This window comes from Nocardia sp. TBRC8007, assembly GCF_056629435.1.
In genome coordinates this window covers 331,442-347,953 of record NZ_JBWSOR010000002.1, presented here as the reverse complement: position 1 = coordinate 347,953, position 16,512 = coordinate 331,442, and the positions used below count along the sequence as shown (strand labels likewise).

13 protein-coding genes are annotated in these 16,512 nt (G+C 64.6%); 3 read left to right on the top strand and 10 right to left on the bottom strand.

The genetic code is table 11. From position 1 onward, the window contains the following. Positions 1-242 precede the first annotated feature (242 nt). Complete coding sequence (locus tag ACX4ZE_RS04205; RefSeq protein WP_480271923.1) at positions 243-746, top strand: GNAT family N-acetyltransferase; 504 nt, start codon at positions 243-245, stop codon at positions 744-746. Between the two features lie 44 nt (positions 747-790). On the opposite strand, the gene ACX4ZE_RS04200 is transcribed toward ACX4ZE_RS04205, so the two are convergent. Continuing rightward, positions 791-2,014 (bottom strand): aminotransferase family protein, encoded by a 1,224-nt coding sequence (locus ACX4ZE_RS04200; protein ID WP_480271922.1) that lies wholly within the window; start codon positions 2,012-2,014, stop codon positions 791-793. 113 nt (positions 2,015-2,127) lie between these two features. Between ACX4ZE_RS04200 and hrpA the strand changes: the two genes are divergently transcribed. After that, positions 2,128-6,231, top strand: a complete 4,104-nt coding sequence (gene hrpA, locus ACX4ZE_RS04195) for an ATP-dependent RNA helicase HrpA (protein WP_480271921.1) — start codon at positions 2,128-2,130, stop codon at positions 6,229-6,231. A gap of 1 nt (position 6,232) precedes the next feature. Here the strand turns inward: hrpA and nrdR are convergent, their stop codons facing one another. Next, on the bottom strand, positions 6,233-6,703 hold the full coding sequence (gene nrdR, locus ACX4ZE_RS04190; protein WP_480271920.1) for a transcriptional regulator NrdR: 471 nt from the start codon (positions 6,701-6,703) through the stop codon (positions 6,233-6,235). 411 nt (positions 6,704-7,114) lie between these two features. Next, positions 7,115-7,624 carry a hypothetical protein gene (locus tag ACX4ZE_RS04185; protein WP_480271919.1) on the bottom strand — a complete coding sequence of 170 codons (510 nt, stop codon included), beginning with the start codon at positions 7,622-7,624 and terminating at the stop codon, positions 7,115-7,117. A 293-nt stretch (positions 7,625-7,917) separates the two neighbouring features. Here ACX4ZE_RS04185 and lexA point away from each other — a divergent pair, with 293 nt between their 5' ends. Further along, positions 7,918-8,628: a transcriptional repressor LexA gene (gene lexA, locus ACX4ZE_RS04180; RefSeq protein ID WP_480271968.1), complete on the top strand. Its 711-nt coding sequence runs from the start codon at positions 7,918-7,920 to the stop codon at positions 8,626-8,628. Between the two features lie 72 nt (positions 8,629-8,700). Here lexA and ACX4ZE_RS04175 read toward each other — a convergent pair whose 3' ends face one another. The 7 genes from ACX4ZE_RS04175 to ACX4ZE_RS04145 form a co-directional block, all read right to left on the bottom strand. Beyond that, the gene (locus ACX4ZE_RS04175; RefSeq protein WP_480271918.1) at positions 8,701-9,846 is read right to left on the bottom strand and encodes an acyl-CoA dehydrogenase family protein; all 1,146 of its coding nucleotides are present in this window, start codon (positions 9,844-9,846) and stop codon (positions 8,701-8,703) included. Positions 9,847-10,183: 337 nt separating this feature from the next. After that, positions 10,184-11,080: a lysophospholipid acyltransferase family protein gene (locus ACX4ZE_RS04170; RefSeq protein ID WP_480271917.1), complete on the bottom strand. Its 897-nt coding sequence runs from the start codon at positions 11,078-11,080 to the stop codon at positions 10,184-10,186. Between the two features lie 287 nt (positions 11,081-11,367). Next, the gene (gene hflX, locus ACX4ZE_RS04165; protein WP_480271916.1) at positions 11,368-12,933 is read right to left on the bottom strand and encodes a GTPase HflX; all 1,566 of its coding nucleotides are present in this window, start codon (positions 12,931-12,933) and stop codon (positions 11,368-11,370) included. A 54-nt stretch (positions 12,934-12,987) separates the two neighbouring features. Next, positions 12,988-13,878 (bottom strand): diaminopimelate epimerase, encoded by an 891-nt coding sequence (gene dapF / locus ACX4ZE_RS04160; RefSeq protein ID WP_480271967.1) that lies wholly within the window; start codon positions 13,876-13,878, stop codon positions 12,988-12,990. Between the two features lie 46 nt (positions 13,879-13,924). After that, a complete protein-coding gene (locus ACX4ZE_RS04155; protein ID WP_480271915.1) occupies positions 13,925-14,761 on the bottom strand; it encodes a TrmH family RNA methyltransferase in 837 nt (278 codons plus the stop codon). Then, complete coding sequence (gene miaA / locus ACX4ZE_RS04150) at positions 14,758-15,717, bottom strand: tRNA (adenosine(37)-N6)-dimethylallyltransferase MiaA (RefSeq protein ID WP_480271914.1); 960 nt, start codon at positions 15,715-15,717, stop codon at positions 14,758-14,760. Before miaA ends, ACX4ZE_RS04155 begins: the two co-directional genes overlap by 4 nt. Beyond that, positions 15,687-16,451, bottom strand: coding sequence for a class III extradiol ring-cleavage dioxygenase family protein (locus ACX4ZE_RS04145; RefSeq protein ID WP_480271913.1), 765 nt, complete (start codon positions 16,449-16,451; stop codon positions 15,687-15,689). Before ACX4ZE_RS04145 ends, miaA begins: the two co-directional genes overlap by 31 nt. Between the last annotated feature and the right edge of the window lie 61 nt (positions 16,452-16,512).

Below are 16,512 nucleotides of genomic sequence, written 5' to 3'. Positions count from 1 at the left end.
TTTCCTACGATACCGCATCCAACTGACACCGAATCCGACGACTGCATCGCCCCGATTCGGACTACAGTGGCACAACAGCTCGTGGGTCGCCGCCCTATGCCGCTATCGAACAATACGGTTCGGGCATCACTCGCCCACCGACCCCACGTCGGAGCCGCGCACTGGTAGGCGAGTAGGCCGTCAGCCGGATCACTCGCCATGATGAACACATGTCCCGCCGGATCGAACAACACATTGCTTCCGTGACGAACAACGATCTGCGCATCGTCGTCGACGATCTCACCGGCCCTGCGATCGCCGCCCTGCTCACCGAGCACCTCGCCGATATGACCGCGCACTCGCCCCAGGAGAGCATGCACGCCCGGCCGCTTTCAGCGCTGCGCGACCCTGCCATCACTGTATGGACCGGGTGGGACGGGCAACACACCCTCGCAGGCTGCATTGCCCTCCGACACCACACCCACGAACACGCCGAGATCAAGTCCATGCGCACCGCCGCGACACACCGGCGCCGTGGTGTCGCCTCCCTGCTGCTACGCCATCTCATCGCCGAAGCCTCCGCCCGGGGCTACCGCAGGCTCAGTCTGGAAACAGGCTCGCCCGACTTCTTCGAGCCCGCCCGGCGGCTCTATACCGCACACGGCTTCGATTACTGCGCCCCATTCGGCGAGTATCTGCCCGACCCGTACAGCGTGTTCATGACCCGCGCCTTGTCCTGCAGCGACGGACTATCGACCGAGCGGTAACAGGGCCACAGGCGAGCAGTAGTAGGACACGGCTGACTACACCGTCAGCCCAGTGCGCGGCGGAATCCGTCGACGAGTTCGGCTACCTGGTCGTCGGTCATGACGAACGCCGGAGATATCTGCATGGCGCCCTGACCCGCGGCGCGACTGGAGATGCCGTGCGCGCGCAGTGTTCTGACCAGCGGCAAACCCTCGGCGGGGTCGGCCAGCTGGATCGCGGCTACTGCCCCGAGCCCGCTGCGCACCTCTGCGACACGGGGATGCTCGGCAAGCACCGCAAGCTGCTCGTGCAGGCTGGTTTCCAGGCGCGAAGCGGCGTCGAGCAAACCCTCGCGCTCGATGATGTCGAGGTTGGCCATGGCTGCAGCGGCAGCGCCGGCGTGGCCGCCGTAGGTATAGCCGTGCCGCCACCACACCCCGCCCGCGAAGAAGGGCTCCGCCACACGCGGGGCGATGAATACCGCACCCATCGGGAGATAACCGGAGGTCAGTCCCTTCGCGGTGGTCATGATGTCGGGTTCGAGCGCGAAGCGGGAGGAAGCGAACCACGCTCCGCCGATCCGACCGAAACCGGTGACCACTTCATCGGCGACGAACAGGATGTCATGGTCACGGCAGATACGGCGTACCTCGGTGAGATAGCCCCGCGGCGGCAGGTAGATGCCGCCTGCGCCGATGACCGGTTCGCAGAAAAACGCGGCGATGTGCTCGGCTCCGACTTCCTCGATCAGGGTGAGCAAGGCTTTCGCCTCGTCCCACTCGACGGTCCGGGCCGCGGGCATCAGTTCCCCATAGCCCTCGCGGTTGCCCGCTATGCCCGCCAGTGCCGTGCCCGCGACATGCATGCCGTGGTAGGCCATCCGGCGGCCGACCACGATCGTCTTGTCCGGCTGTCCGAGTTCGTGCCAGTAACGCCGAGCCAGTTTTGCCGCAGTATCGACGGCATCGGAGCCGCCGGAGGTGAAGAAGATCTTGCTGTTGGGCACCGGGGCCAGCTCGGCGAGTCGCTCGGCCAGTTCCTGAGTGACCGGCGCGGCGAGATCACCGAAATTGGAGTAGTGCGCGATCGTACTCAGCTGAGCTGCGACCGCGTCGGCGATCTCACCGCGCCCGTGCCCTACGTTGGCGAACCACAGACCCGCGGTCGCGTCCAGATACCGCTTACCCGTCTGATCAAAAATATAGGCGCCGTCACCGCGGGCGACCGCGAACGCACCGTCCTGCTCGACGGCACCCATATCGGCAAAGCCATGCCATAGCGCGTTCATGCCCACATCTTTACCGGAAACCGGGCCATTTACCGAATAGTCCGGGTTCGGCCCATGCCCTAGACCTCCTGTCGGAATATTCGATGGCGGGTTTCGGTACTCTGATCGATGCGATGACCACGCCAGCCACCACCGATTTCCGCACGCTCCGAGCCCGCCTGGCGAATCTCTCCCTTCGCGACGAACACCGGCTTCGGCGGCGGCTGGACCGGGCGCGCGGGGGTGACCTGGATGAGCTCGAGGCCGAGATCGCGGCGGCCGAGCGCCGGGTCGAGACGCGCCGCGCCGCATCACCACAGATTCGCTACCCAGAGCAGTTGCCGGTCACCGACCGCCGCGCGGATATCGCTGCGGCCATCGCCGAACACCAAGTGGTGATCGTCGCGGGCGAGACCGGTTCGGGCAAGACTACTCAGATTCCGAAGATCTGCCTCGAACTCGGTCGGGGCATCCGAGGCACCATCGGGCATACCCAGCCGCGCAGGCTTGCCGCGCGCACTGTAGCCGAACGCATCGCAGAAGAACTGGGCACGGAACTCGGCGATGTGGTCGGTTACACGGTGCGATTCACCGACCACGCCTCCGAACGCACGCTGATCAAGCTGATGACCGATGGCATCCTACTCGCCGAGATCCAGCGCGATCGGCTGCTGCGCCGCTACGACACGATCATCATCGACGAGGCACATGAGCGCAGCCTCACCATCGATTTCCTGCTCGGCTACCTCGGGCAACTGCTCCCCCGCCGACCCGACCTCAAGGTGATCATCACCTCGGCGACCATCGATCCGGAGCGGTTCGCCAGACATTTCGCGGATGAGAAGGGGACTCCGGCACCGATCGTCGAAGTCTCCGGCCGCTCCTACCCGGTGGAGATCCGTTATCGGCCACTCACGCTGGAGCTTCCATCAAGGAAGAACGACAGGACCGACTCAGAAGACCCAGGCGAAGTAGACACCCGGATCGTCGACCGCGACCCGGTGGACGCGATCTGCGACGCAGTGACCGAATTGTTCGCCGCGGGCGAGGGCGACGTGCTGGTGTTCCTGTCCGGCGAACGCGAGATCCGTGATACCGCCGACGCGCTACGCGATCTGCGGCTGCCGCACACCGAAATCCTGCCGCTGTACGCCCGACTGTCCGCAGCCGAGCAGCATCGGGTATTCGCTCCACACACCGGACGGCGGGTAGTACTGGCGACCAATGTGGCGGAGACCTCGCTGACCGTGCCGGGCATCCGGTACGTCGTCGACCCGGGAACCGCACGAATCTCGCGATATTCGATGCGGACCAAAGTGCAGCGGTTACCGATCGAGCCGGTGTCCCAGGCCTCGGCACGGCAACGGTCCGGCCGCTGCGGCCGGGTCGCCGATGGTATCTGCATCCGGTTGTACTCTGAGGAAGACTTCGAATCCCGGCCCGCCTTCACCGAACCCGAGATCCTGCGCACCAACCTTGCTGCGGTCATTCTGCAGATGACCGCGCTCGGACTCGGCGACATCGAGAAATTCCCCTTTGTGGAGCCGCCAGAGCGGCGCGCTATTCGCGACGGCATCGCCCTGCTCGAAGAACTCGGCGCCCTGACGCGCGACGAAGCCGCTCTGACATTGACGCCGCTCGGGCGGGAAATGGCCCAGCTGCCGGTCGATCCGAGGATGGCTCGGATGCTGGTAGAAGCACAGCGCAACGGCTGCCTGGCCGACATGCTGATCATCGTCGCGGCACTGTCGATCCAAGATGTCCGGGAACGACCCGCTGAGCAGCAGCAGGCCGCCGATACCTCGCACGCCCGATTCACCATCGAAGGCTCGGACTTCCTGACCTACTTGCGCCTGTGGGATTATCTCGGTGGGCAACGCGCGTCGTTGTCGTCCAATCAGTTTCGGCGCTTATGCCGCGAAGAGTTCCTGCACTACCTGAGAATCCGAGAGTGGCAGGACCTGCACGGGCAACTGCGCACGATCACCAAAGGACTCGGCTGGTCGGTGCGGACGCGGCAACGAGCCGAGGGCACCGCGCAGTGCCCGGCCGACGCCTCGCGACCGGAGCGCGGAGCAGTAGGAAGAACGCACCAGGGCAAGCCTGCGCGCAGCCGGGACAACAGACAGCACGGTGGGAAAAGCGACCGGTCCGGCACCGACGCGGTAACGGACGACGGTACCGCCTGGGACGCTACCGCGATCCATCAGGCACTGCTGGCAGGCATGCTGTCGCATATCGGAGTCAGGGAGGCGGAGTCCAGGGAGTTCCTCGGCGCCCGCAACGCCAAGTTCATGATCTTCCCTGGTTCGTCGCTGGCGAAAAAACCGCCGCGCTGGGTCATGGCCGCCGAACTGGTCGAGACCTCGCGCCTATGGGGCCGGATCACCGCGAAGATCGAGCCCGAATGGGCCGAGCGACTGGCAGGTGACCTGGTCAAACGAACCTACGCCGAACCACACTGGTCGGCCCGGCGCGGCACGGCGCGCGCCTACGAACGCGTCACGCTGTATGGCATACCGCTGGTCACCGGCAGACCGGTGGACTACAGCCGGATCGATCCCGAACTGTCGCGCGAACTGTTCATCAGACACGCCCTGGTACAGGGCGAATGGCAAACCCGACACCAATTCTTCCATCGCAATCGCGCACTGCTCGACGATGTCGCTGATCTGGAGCACCGGGCGCGTCGCAGGGACATTCTGGTCGACGACGAGGCACTGTACGAGTTCTACGACAAACGTCTGCCCGCCGGTATCATCTCGGTACGACATTTCGACAGCTGGTGGCGCACCGCACGACGCACTGATCCCGCGCTGCTGGATTTCTCGACAACCACTGTGATCAATGAGGGCGCTGCCGCACTCGACCCGTCGGACTTTCCCGGTTCATGGCGACAAGGCGAGCTCAGTTTCCCGCTCACCTATCAGTTCGAACCAGGCAATGACGATGACGGAGTCACGGTGCGGATCCCGGTGGAACAGCTCGCCCACATCCGTGCCGTCGGCTTCGACTGGCTGGTGCCGGGTATGCGTGCTGAGCTGATCTCCGCGCTGATCAAGTCGTTGCCGAAGACGCTGCGCCGCAGCGTCGTTCCCGCACCCGACTTCGCGGCTGCCGCACTGGCCGTGTTGACCCCGCGCGCAGAGCCGCTGCGTACCGGACTGGCGCGCGAGCTGTCCCGCCTGGGTTCGGTCCCGATCGCACCGACCGACTTCGATCCCTCCGCACTATCCGATCACCTGCGGATAACCTTCGCGGTCATCGACAACGACGGTGCCACGTTGGCTCGCGGCAAGAGCCTCACTGCGCTCAAAAACAAGCTGGCCGAGCACGTGTCCGCGGCGGTCGCCCAGGCTGCCGCCGGAGTAGAACGCCCACCTGCCACTGTATGGAGTTCCGAATCGCTCGGCACTATCGCGCCGACAGTGCGCCGAGAAGTGGCCGGGCAGACCGTTACCGGATATCCCGCTCTGGTCGCCGAGCGCGAAGGAGTGGCGGTCCGGGTGCTCAGCACCCCCGCCGAACAGGCCACCGCGATGCGCTCCGGCACAAAGGCACTACTACTGCACGCCCTGCCGGTGTCGCTCCGCGCCCTCACCTCGGGTCTGTCACCTGCGGATCGGCTTGCGCTGAGCCAGAATCCCTACGACTCGCTGGAGGAGCTGCTCGTGGATTGCCGCGCGGCCGCCGCTGACCAACTCCTCGCCGCCGCAGGCGGTCCGGTGCACGACCCGGTAGAGTTCGACAGGCTCGTCGCCCGGATTCGTCCCGACTTCTCCTCCACCACTGCGCGCGTGCTTCGCTCGGTGGTGCCGGTACTCGCCGTCGCCCACCAGGTTTCGGTCGCACTCCCGCAGATCCGCGAGCGCGACATCGCCGATGACGTGCGTGATCAACTCGATAATCTGGTATTCCGTGGCTTCGTCTCCGAATGGGGCGCGACTAGGCTGCGCGAGCTACCCCGCTATCTGCAAGCGGCGCTGCTGCGTCTGCACGCATTGCCCGGCTCGACGGTGCGCGATCGACAAGGAATGGCTGAACTCGATCGGGTACTGGCTTCCTACGATCGTCTGGTCGATTCGCTGCCGGAGCACCGCAGGCATACCCCCGCGATCACCGATATCTGGTGGATGATCGAGGAACTGCGCATCAGCCTGTTCGCGCAGAAACTCGGCACCTCCTTCCCGGTGTCCGCCAAGCGGATCGAGAAGGCGATCGCGTCAGTCCGGCGCTGAGTCAGTCAGCGGCTGACAGTGCCTCGGCACGCGCTCGGCGCATCTGCTGGATCTCTCGTTCGAAGTCCTCGGCGGAGGTGAACGACCGATAGACCGAAGCGAACCGCAGGTAAGCCACCTCGTCCAGGTCGCGCAACGGCCCGAGGATGGCCAGGCCCACCTCGTGACTGGGCACTTCCGGAGCCCCTTTTGCCCGCACTGTGTCTTCCACCTGCTGCGCGAGCAGGTTCAAGGCATCGTCATCGACTTCCCTGCCTTGACAGGATCGCCGCACACCACGAATAACTTTCTCGCGGCTGAACGGCTCGGTGACCCCGCTCCGTTTGACCACGGACAGGATGGAGGTTTCCACCGTGGTGAACCGCCGCCCACACTGTGGGCACGCGCGACGACGGCGGATGGCCGCACCTTCGTCGGCCTCACGCGAATCCACGACCCGGGAGTCCGGGTGTCGGCAGTACGGGCAATGCATCCGAGAAATCCTTCGTCGATGCGCGTGTCTCGCGGCCGAGCCTCCCACCGATCGCGGTGATCGGCCCGGCGAGCACGTGTATCGAGGTCTATACCCTGGCACCGGGTATTCCGTGTAGGACACGCGGAATACCCGCATAACACTTCGAGGATACCCGTCCGAGTACCCGAATCATCTCACTCACCCCGATCACCGTCCGACAGGCACGCTCATCCAGTGATCCGCCGCTGCGTGGCCAGTTCCCACCAAGAGGACCGGTAACAGTGCCACTGATGCTGAAGAAGGCCATACGCCGAGGACCCTCGACATCGTTCACGCAATGGCGAGCGGGCCACTTCGTCAGCACCGAACCAACGGGTTCCGTTGCGGCGTTATGTTATTTCTGCCGAATCCCGATGTTCGACTCCCCGGTCAGCCCACACGCACAGCCCCTGATCCGCCCGCACCATCCACCACCGCGGGGGCAGATCCACCGGGCGCACCACCCCAGTCACCTGCCCGCACATGCGCCACCGCGATCAGTCCCACTACTACCACGGCGGTGAGCAGCGCAGCGACAGCAAGCGCAGCGAAACCGATCTGCGCGTGCTCGATACGGCGCATCGGATCCACAACACAGGCGCGCCGGGGAACAGAAACCCTCGCATTACTGCCATACGCAACGAATCCACTACCGGGCCGCACATCGCGCGGTCGTCGATCAGCTGCGGATCGATGCTCGGATACCAATGCCAACGACCGCACGCCGGTACGCGGCATCCACTGATCGGTACCGCATCCGAACTCTTCTTCCTCCATACGCAGACCAGCGACACGACGAGCGAACTCCGTGTTCACCACACCGATCGGTGGGATGATGCCGTCGGTAGGCAGGGCGGTCTCGCCGCTCAGTGGGGTGATATTGCTGATCGCAGTGCTCATCGGACAAACCTCCGTGGTAGGTGCTCCGTTGCCGTTCGAGCCGATGCTGTTCGTTCGAACTCGCATCCAGCCGACGTTCGATCAAATGTTCGAAGAACTGGTGTTCGATTTCTACCATGCCCAGTTGGCAAAGTCAGCAGAAACGCCCGACATACGTCGAACAGATGTTTGATACATCGGCGCGGGCGGGATAGATTCGAAGCACCCGGACACAGGGGCCATGCGGACACGCGCCGGGTACCGATCGGCCGGATACAGCAGGAAAGGCGGTTGCGGTGAGGCAGACGGGCGATATGAGCGACGAGACCGGCGGCGGCGCCGACTCGGCGGGTACCGGAGCGGATCTCACCGCACGCCAGCGCAAAATACTCGGGGTGATCCACACATCGGTCAGCGGACGCGGCTACCCCCCGAGCATTCGGGAGATCGGCGACGCCGTAGGGCTCACGTCTACATCCTCGGTCGCCCATCAACTGCGCGCCCTCGAACGCAAGGGCTATCTGCGGCGCGATCCGAATCGGCCACGCGCGGTGGATGTCCGAGGCTTGGATGAAGTGGTGCGATCGGTGACCAACCTACCGGTCGCCGCAGTGGAGCACGCCGAGGACACCGTCGATACCGATCGGCCCGCACCCGCATTCGTCCCAGTGCTCGGACGGATCGCTGCCGGTGGCCCGATCCTGGCCGAACAGGCCATCGAAGAAATCTTCCCGCTGCCGCGCGAACTGGTCGGTGACGGTTCGCTGTTCCTGCTGAAAGTAGTCGGCCAGTCCATGGTCGACGCCGCGATCTGTGACGGCGACTGGGTGGTCGTGCGACAGCAGAACGTCGCCGACAACGGCGACATCGTCGCGGCGATGATCGAGGGCGAAGCCACGGTGAAGACCTTCAAGCGCACCGGCAAGGACATCTGGCTGATGCCGCACAATCCGGTCTTCGAGCCGATCCCCGGCAACGAGGCGCAGATCCTGGGCAAAGTCGTCACGGTCATCCGCAAGATCTGACGCCACCGACCCAGTCGCAGCCGGAAGCGACTACTGCGCGGCGTCCTGCCAAATGATGGATCAGGGGATGTGTCAGGAGAGCTTCAAGCTGCGCCCGACGATCTCCTTCATGATCTCGGTGGTACCGCCGTAGATGGTCTGGATGCGAGCGTCCATGTAGGCCTTGGCGATCGGGTATTCCTTCATATAGCCATAGCCTCCGTGTAGCTGCAGGCAGCGGTTGATCAGATCCAGCTCTTCCTCGGTGCTCCACCATTTGGCCATGGCGGCATCCTCGGCGCTGAGCTTGCCCTCATTGTGCAGTTCGATGAACTTGTCGACCATCAAGCGCACCGCAGTAGTCTTGGTGGCCAGCTCGGCGAGCACGAAACGGGTGTTCTGCAGTGCCCCGATAGGCTTGCCGAACGCCTTACGATCACGGACGTACTGGATGGTCATTTCCAGGCAGGACTCCATTGCCGCGGCTGCCATGACGGCAATCGACAACCGTTCCTGCGGCAGATTGTGCATGAGATGGATAAAGCCCATGCCCTCGGTACCGAGCAGATTCTTGCCGGGCACACGTACATCACTGAAACTGAGTTCTGCGGTGTCCTGGGCCTTGAGCCCGAGCTTGTCCAAGTTACGGCCACGCTCGAAGCCGGGCATGCCACGCTCCACCACGAACAAACTGAAGCCCATCGCCCCCTTGTCGGGATCAGTCTGCGCGACCACGGTCACGAGATCAGCATTGATACCGTTGGTAATGAAAGTCTTGGCGCCGTTGAGAATCCAGTCGTCCCCGTCGCGCACCGCACGAGTCTTGACGCCCTGCAGATCCGAACCCGCGCCTGGCTCGGTCATCGCGATCGCGGTGATGATCTCTCCGGCGCAGAAACCAGGTAGCCAGCGTTGCTTCTGTTCGTCGTTGGCCAGGTCCAGTAAATAAGGCGCGATCACATCATTGTGCAATACGAAGCCGAGACCTGAGTACTGGCCGCGCACCGTCTCCTCGGCGATGATGGCGTTGTAGCGGAAATCCTGCACCCCGCCACCACCGTGCTGCTCCGGTATGGCCATACCGAGGAAGCCTTGTTTGCCTGCCCCCAGCCAGACTGCCCGGTCGACGATGCCCTGCTCTTCCCACTGCGCGTGATGCGGTGCGACGTGCTGATCGAGAAACTTGCGAAACGACTCCCGGAACAACTCGTGTTCCGGCTCGAACAATGTGCGCTCCACACCGACCTCCTAGTGACCACACTGGCCGATCCACACCGACCAGTCATGCCCCATAGGGTACCCGGAATGAGAATCCGCGTTCACTTCTATCCCTGACTGCGGAGCTACCCCAGCAAATGCGGCGTCGGCGAACACGGAGACGACCTCAGGTGACGTACTCGCACAGGATGTGGCGCATCGACCCACATCCGGAAGGCCACTACACCGACCGCGATGCGGTCCGAAAGGGCTGCACGAATTCCGTTCGGTGCCTATGGATTCGGAAGGAGAACAACACCGCGCTCGCACCGGAGTCGAATCCGAAAGCTATCGCCCAGGCCGGAAACCGTAGCAGCTGTCAGCGTTTCAACCAGTTGCGCGCACGACCCGCCAAGGTGCGAGCTTCATCGCGCTCCCGCTCGGTGAAGAGGAATTTCATCTCCTCCTCCAGTGCCTTACGCACCACATCGCGAAGCTCCACCGCGGCAGCGTCCACATCGTCGGCGTCGAGCCAAGGGGCCGGTTCGATCGGAGCGCCTACAGAGAAATAGAAACGCTCCGGCCGCGGGATAACGGTGGGGCCGATACCACGGATCAGCGGAGGAGTCAGATCAGGACTGAGTCCGAGCGCCTCCACCGTCCAGCGCAATGGGCGCAGGAAGGGGTGGTCACCATCGACCACGATGTCGTAGGCGTCGTCGATGCCGATCATCGCGACCGGAACAATCGGAGCTCCCGCCTCGATGGCCATGCGCGCGAAACCGCTGCGCCCTTCCCATTTGAGCATGTACTTCTCATTCTTGCGACGCACCGCCTCCCGACCGCCACCGGGGAAAACGAGGACAGCCTCACCGCGCTGGAGCAAGGCCAGACAATTAGGCCTGGTTCCACGCACCGTGCCCAGGCGGTGCAACAGGTGACGCACACCGGGGACGTTGATCAGTACATTCTCGGCGAGACCGCGGATGATACGACCGCGGCGGCGCAGTATCTCGGGGAACAGCAGTGGAGCATCGATACCGCCCATCAGATTATGATTACCGACCAGCAACACCGGCCCATCGGCAGGAATATTCTCCAGGCCGTAGAAACGCGGGCTCGTCCACGCCCGCAGCGGCGCGAGCACGGCGTCGACAAGCCTCAAGTCGGCGTCGGTCAGCGAAACCGCCAGTGGCGCACCGTCGCTGAGTACTGGATCGATGATGTCCCCAGCACTGGAGTGCCGGGTACCGGAATCGGGGCGCACGTCCGACATAAACCCTCCTGCGTCGATTCGACGACAATAGCGTAACGAAATCGACTACGTGGCACCGAATGCGCGCGACGCATGACAAGAGTGCCGCTACAAACCGATCAAGGTGTCCGGCGCGCCGCGAAGGCGGACGCGAACTCGCATGTCATCGCCCCAGCAGGAAACCATACCGTCCGACATGTCATGGTCAAATGTGAAAACGCCCACATCTCATCGAAAAATCACTGGTAGCGAGCAGCGCCCCGGCCTCCACCCCTACCGGATCATCGAGTCGGCACCGACCCACACCGCTAATGCTCGCCGGTCTCCCGCGCGTGGTTCGCGCCCACATGCGCGTACTCCGCCAGGGCGGCAGCAAGGGCGTGCGGGACGCGAGCGCGAACACGAGTGCCGCTCTCTTCGTGGTGGGAACTCAGGATGCGGCCCTCGGCATGGATACGAGCGATCAGGTCGCCGCGCGTGTACGGCAACAGCGCACCGACTTCCACGTCCAACTCGCCGAGCAATTCGGCGAGCCGCGCCCGAAGTGCGTCCATGCCCTGTCCACGGTGTGCGGAAACGAACGACGCGTCCGGCAGGAGCGCGCGCACATGGGTGAGGTCCGTCGGGCCGATCGCATCGATCTTATTGACTACCAGCAATTCCGGCGGAGCGGGTGCACCGGACTCCTTGATCACGTCCGTGACCACCTCACGCACGGCTTTGATCTGTTCGGCGGGTAGCGCATCGGAGCCGTCCACCACATGCAGCAGCAGATCGGCACCAGTGACCTCCTCCAGAGTGGAGCGGAATGCCTCGACCAGCTGAGTCGGCAGATGTCGAACGAAACCGACCGTGTCGGTGAAGACCACCTCGCGCCCGTCCTCCAGCTGGGCCCGGCGGGTAGTCGGATCGAGAGTGGCGAACAACGCGTCCTGCACCAATACTCCGGAGCCGGTGAGAGAGTTCATCAGGCTCGATTTGCCCGCATTGGTATAGCCGATGATCGCCACGGAAGGGGTACCGCTGGAGTACCGGCGCGCCCGCATGGTGTCGCGAGCGGTTTTCATATCGCGAATCTCACGGCGCAGTTTGGCCATACGCTCACGGATGCGCCGACGATCGGTTTCGATCTTGGTCTCGCCCGGACCGCGCAGACCAACGCCACCGTTGCTGCCCGCACGGCCACCGGCCTGCCGGGACATGGATTCACCCCAACCACGCAGACGCGGCAACATGTAGTCCATCTGGGCCAGCGATACCTGCGCCTTGCCCTCGCGAGAGGTCGCGTGCTGGGCGAAGATATCCAGAATCAGCGCGGTCCGGTCGACCACCTTCACTTTGACGACCTTCTCCAGCGCGGTCAACTGCGCCGGGGTCAGTTCACCGTCGCAGATCACGGTGTCGGCACCGGTTTCGAGCACCACACAGCGCAATTCGTCGGCTTTTCCGGAACCGATGTAAGTGGCGGGGTCGGGGCGATCACGGCGTTGGATCAGCGCCTCCAACACTTCCGATCCCGCAGTCTCGGCCAGCGCTGCCAACTCTGCCATGCTCGCCTCCGCCTGTGTAGCGGTCCCCGCGGTCCAGACACCGACCAGCACGACCCGCTCCAGGCGCAACTGTCGGTACTCGACCTCGGTGATATCGGTCAGTTCGGTGGACAGACCCGCGACGCGGCGCAAAGAGCTGCGATCCGCCAGCTGCAGTTCACCTGCGGTCGGGTCGGCCGACCAGCCCGAACGTTCTCGCCGAGCGGCGTGCTCGGCGAGAACGTCCTCGGTCACGATATCCGCCCCCGTTCCCACAGCCACATCTTCGGCCGACTCGACGGAACGATCGGCCGGGGTGAATTCATACGTCTCTGATTTCCTCATACACCATCCATGCTGCCATGACATCATCGCAGGACGCACCCGATTATCCGGCGGTCACGCGGCGCGCAAGCCATCCCACCAAGAATGGGCGAGCCTGCCGGTCGCCACCAGGACTGATGGTCCGCGCAACCACGCCGCGCCGTACTCCAGCGCGACAGTCAGCTCACCACCTGGCACCCGGACACGAACTCGGCTGGCGTCCTCCTCGATACGGAAGCTATCGACAGCCAGCGCGGCGGCGGCCGCGGCCACAGTTCCCGTTCCACACGAACGTGTTTCGCCGACGCCGCGCTCGTAGACCCGCATGTCGACGGAGCATTCGGCGTCCAGTGCGGTAACGATCTCGACATTCACTCCCTGCGGGAACAGGTCGGGATCGAAACCGGGCGATACAGTCAGATCGAGTTTCCTGAGCGCCTCCACGGACATCCCTGGAGCTACGCAAGCAAGATGCGGGTTACCGACGTCGATGCCGATCCCGGACAACGCCCAGCCCGCGACGGTCGCCGTGGATTCGCCGAGCATTCGTACCTGGCCCATACCGACAGTGACGTCCCCATGGACCGCGCCCCCTGTGTGCACAGTGACCGGGCGCGCACCGGCGCGACTTCCGACGATGTAGCTGTCGCGGGCCTCCAGCCCCGACGCCGCCAAATAGTGAGCGAATACCCGCACGCCGTTGCCGCACATCTCGGCGATCGAGCCGTCGGCGTTGCGATAGTCCATGAACCAGTCCTCAGCGCCGACCCCCTCCGGGATCTCGGCGAGCACGCCCTCGGCATGCAGCGCGCCAGCGCGCGCGACCCGCAGCACACCATCTGCACCCAACCCACGCTGACGATCACACAACGCGCTGACCTGCCCGGGAGCCAGCGACAGCATGGCCATAGGGTCGGGCAGCAGCACAAAGTCATTCTGGGTACCGTGCCCCTTGATGAACTCGATGTCCGGCACGTGCGCTGACTTCCTCTCCTCGTCGCTCGGTCTACGGTCACTTGACGAACGTCCGGCGCTGCCGGGAAATTTCATAGAGCGCTACCGCCGCCGCCGAGGGCGCGCCCAGCGAGCTGGCCGTGCCACCCATCGGAATACGCACCGTGTCGCCACAGGCCTCCCGCCAGGCCGCGCTCATCCCGCTGGTCTCGTTACCCACGACCAGAATGGTCGCGTCGGTGAAGTCGTGGTCATAGACGGCACGGCGGCCGTGCTCGTCGGTGCCGACGACTCGAGTCGGAATGCCACGGCGCACCTGCCGGTCGCGGAACTCGAGCACCTGCGCCGGCCCGGCGGCGCGGATCACCGGCACCGCGAACAGCGAACCGGTCGAGGCGCGCACAGCTTGCGGATCGTATTGGTCGGCACCGTGCCCGGTGACGATGACACCGTCTGCACCGAAAGCATCGGCCGAGCGGATCAGCGTCCCCAGATTGCCCGGCGAGTTAGGACGATCGAATACCATGAGCACCGGCGCGCGCTCCCCTGGCTCACCCAGCTCGAAGGACTCCAGCTCCGGCTGCCGCGAAAGCGCGACGGCCACCAATTCCGGGACACCCCTGGATTTTTCGCCGAGCTCAGCCATAAGTTCGGGCACCATCCCGATCTGCGGCACCCCGCTGGTATCCAACAGCCCACGCGCCCAGCTCGACAACTCCGGGCGGCCGAGGCGATACAACAGCGTCTCCAGCGGCCAGTCGTTGGCTACAGCCTGGGTAATCGGACGAACCCCCTGGACCAGGAACCGACCGTCCCGGCGACGTTTGGCGCGATTGTGCAAATACGCTCGCCACACCTGAACGGAGGCATTACGCGTGCGCGCATGGGGGATCACCGCGGAGTCCGTTCCCTCTCTTCGAGCATGGCCAGCACCCGCTCCGCCAGATCGGGCACGGCGCCGTCTACCCACAACACCCGGGGGTCGCGCCGGAACCAGGAGCGCTGCCTGCGAACATAGCGCCTGGTGCCGATCAGGGTGCGCTCCTGCGCGTGGCTCAGGTCGTATTCGTTGTCCAGGTAGGACAAGATTTGTGCGTAACCGATGGCGCGCCGCGCCGTGACGCCCGTACGCAGACCACGCTCGACCAAGTCGCGCACCTCTTCGACCAGACCACCGGCGAACATCGCCGCGGTGCGTCGCTCGATGCGGGTGTCCAATGCGGCGATCTCCCGGTCGACACCGATCACGACCGCTCCCCAGCGCGGTCGCCCGATCACCGGCGCCGAGGCGGCGAACGGGCGACCGGTCAGTTCCACGACCTCCAACGCGCGCACCATACGGCGTCCGTCAGTGGGCAAGATGGTCTGCGCGGCCACCGGATCGACCGCACGCAGCGCCGTGTGCACAACCGCGACCCCCTCCTCTGCCAGTACTGCTTCCCAGCGCGCCCGCACAGCGGGGTCGGTGGCCGGGAATTCCCACTGGTCCAGTAACGACTGGATGTACATCATCGAACCGCCGACGATGACCGGTACCCGTCCACGCTCCATGATCGCGGCGACGTCGGCGCTCGCGGACGTCTGGTAGGCCGCGACGGACGCCGTTTCGGTGACCTCGAGCACATCGAGCTGGTGGTGCGGAATGCCGCGCCGTTGTGGCACGGACAGCTTCGCAGTGCCCACATCCATACCGCGGTAGAGCTGCATCGCATCGATGTTCACGATCTCACCGCCGAGTCGTGCGGCCAGCTCCACGGCAAGATCGGATTTGCCCGCGGCGGTCGGGCCTATCACCGCGATCGGGGTGATACCAGCATCCGTCACGGGGTATCGCCTCCCGCTCGACGCCATAAGCTCACGTGATAGCCGACCCCGAACGGCGCGTCCCGGTAACTTGTCTCGACCACCGGATCAGCGCGGAACAGCCCCGCCAGCACTTGGTAAGCAGGGCGGCCCGCGAGCTCCAATTCAACGCACAATTCCGGATCGAGCGCTCGAAGCCAGGCGCGGTCGCCCGTGCTGAGAGCTAGGTCGAGATCGTCCTGCACCGTTCGGGCGCGTTCGTCGAAGTAACCGGGGGCCGCGGCAGACAAAGTCGCCACACCATCCGCCACCACCAGCACGCCACAGGGTACCGCGGTGCCGTCCATATCGACACGCAACGTCGCCCCGAGTTCATAGCAGTACTGTGGTGACGCGTCCGCGGACACGATGTGCGCCACAGCGGTGACGCTGGGCGCGGCCTGCCCGCGCAGCCATCCCGCAACCAACGCGTCGAGCGGTAGCTCCGGATCTGCTCTGGCCGCCCCGACGACCGCCGCCTCGGAGAAGCCGACTCTGATATCGGCGCCGAATCCACGGAACGTCCCGACAGTCTCCGGACCGAGCGTGCCACCGATGGCGCTGGTACCGATCACCAGCCATTTCTCGGTCATGCCTGCGAAGGTGCGCACAGTAGCTAGCACGGCGGTCCGCAGCGCGGCACGCGGATCGGGACCGCCTGTTCCCGCCGCATCCAGTGCGCCGCCGCATAACTCGGGAACCAGGACGGGCGGTGCGGGAACAAGGGCGGCGATGGCGAACACGTCGTAACCGTAACTGTTACCGAGCGCACTGGTCCTTCCCGGCTTCGAGTGTCTCTGCCGC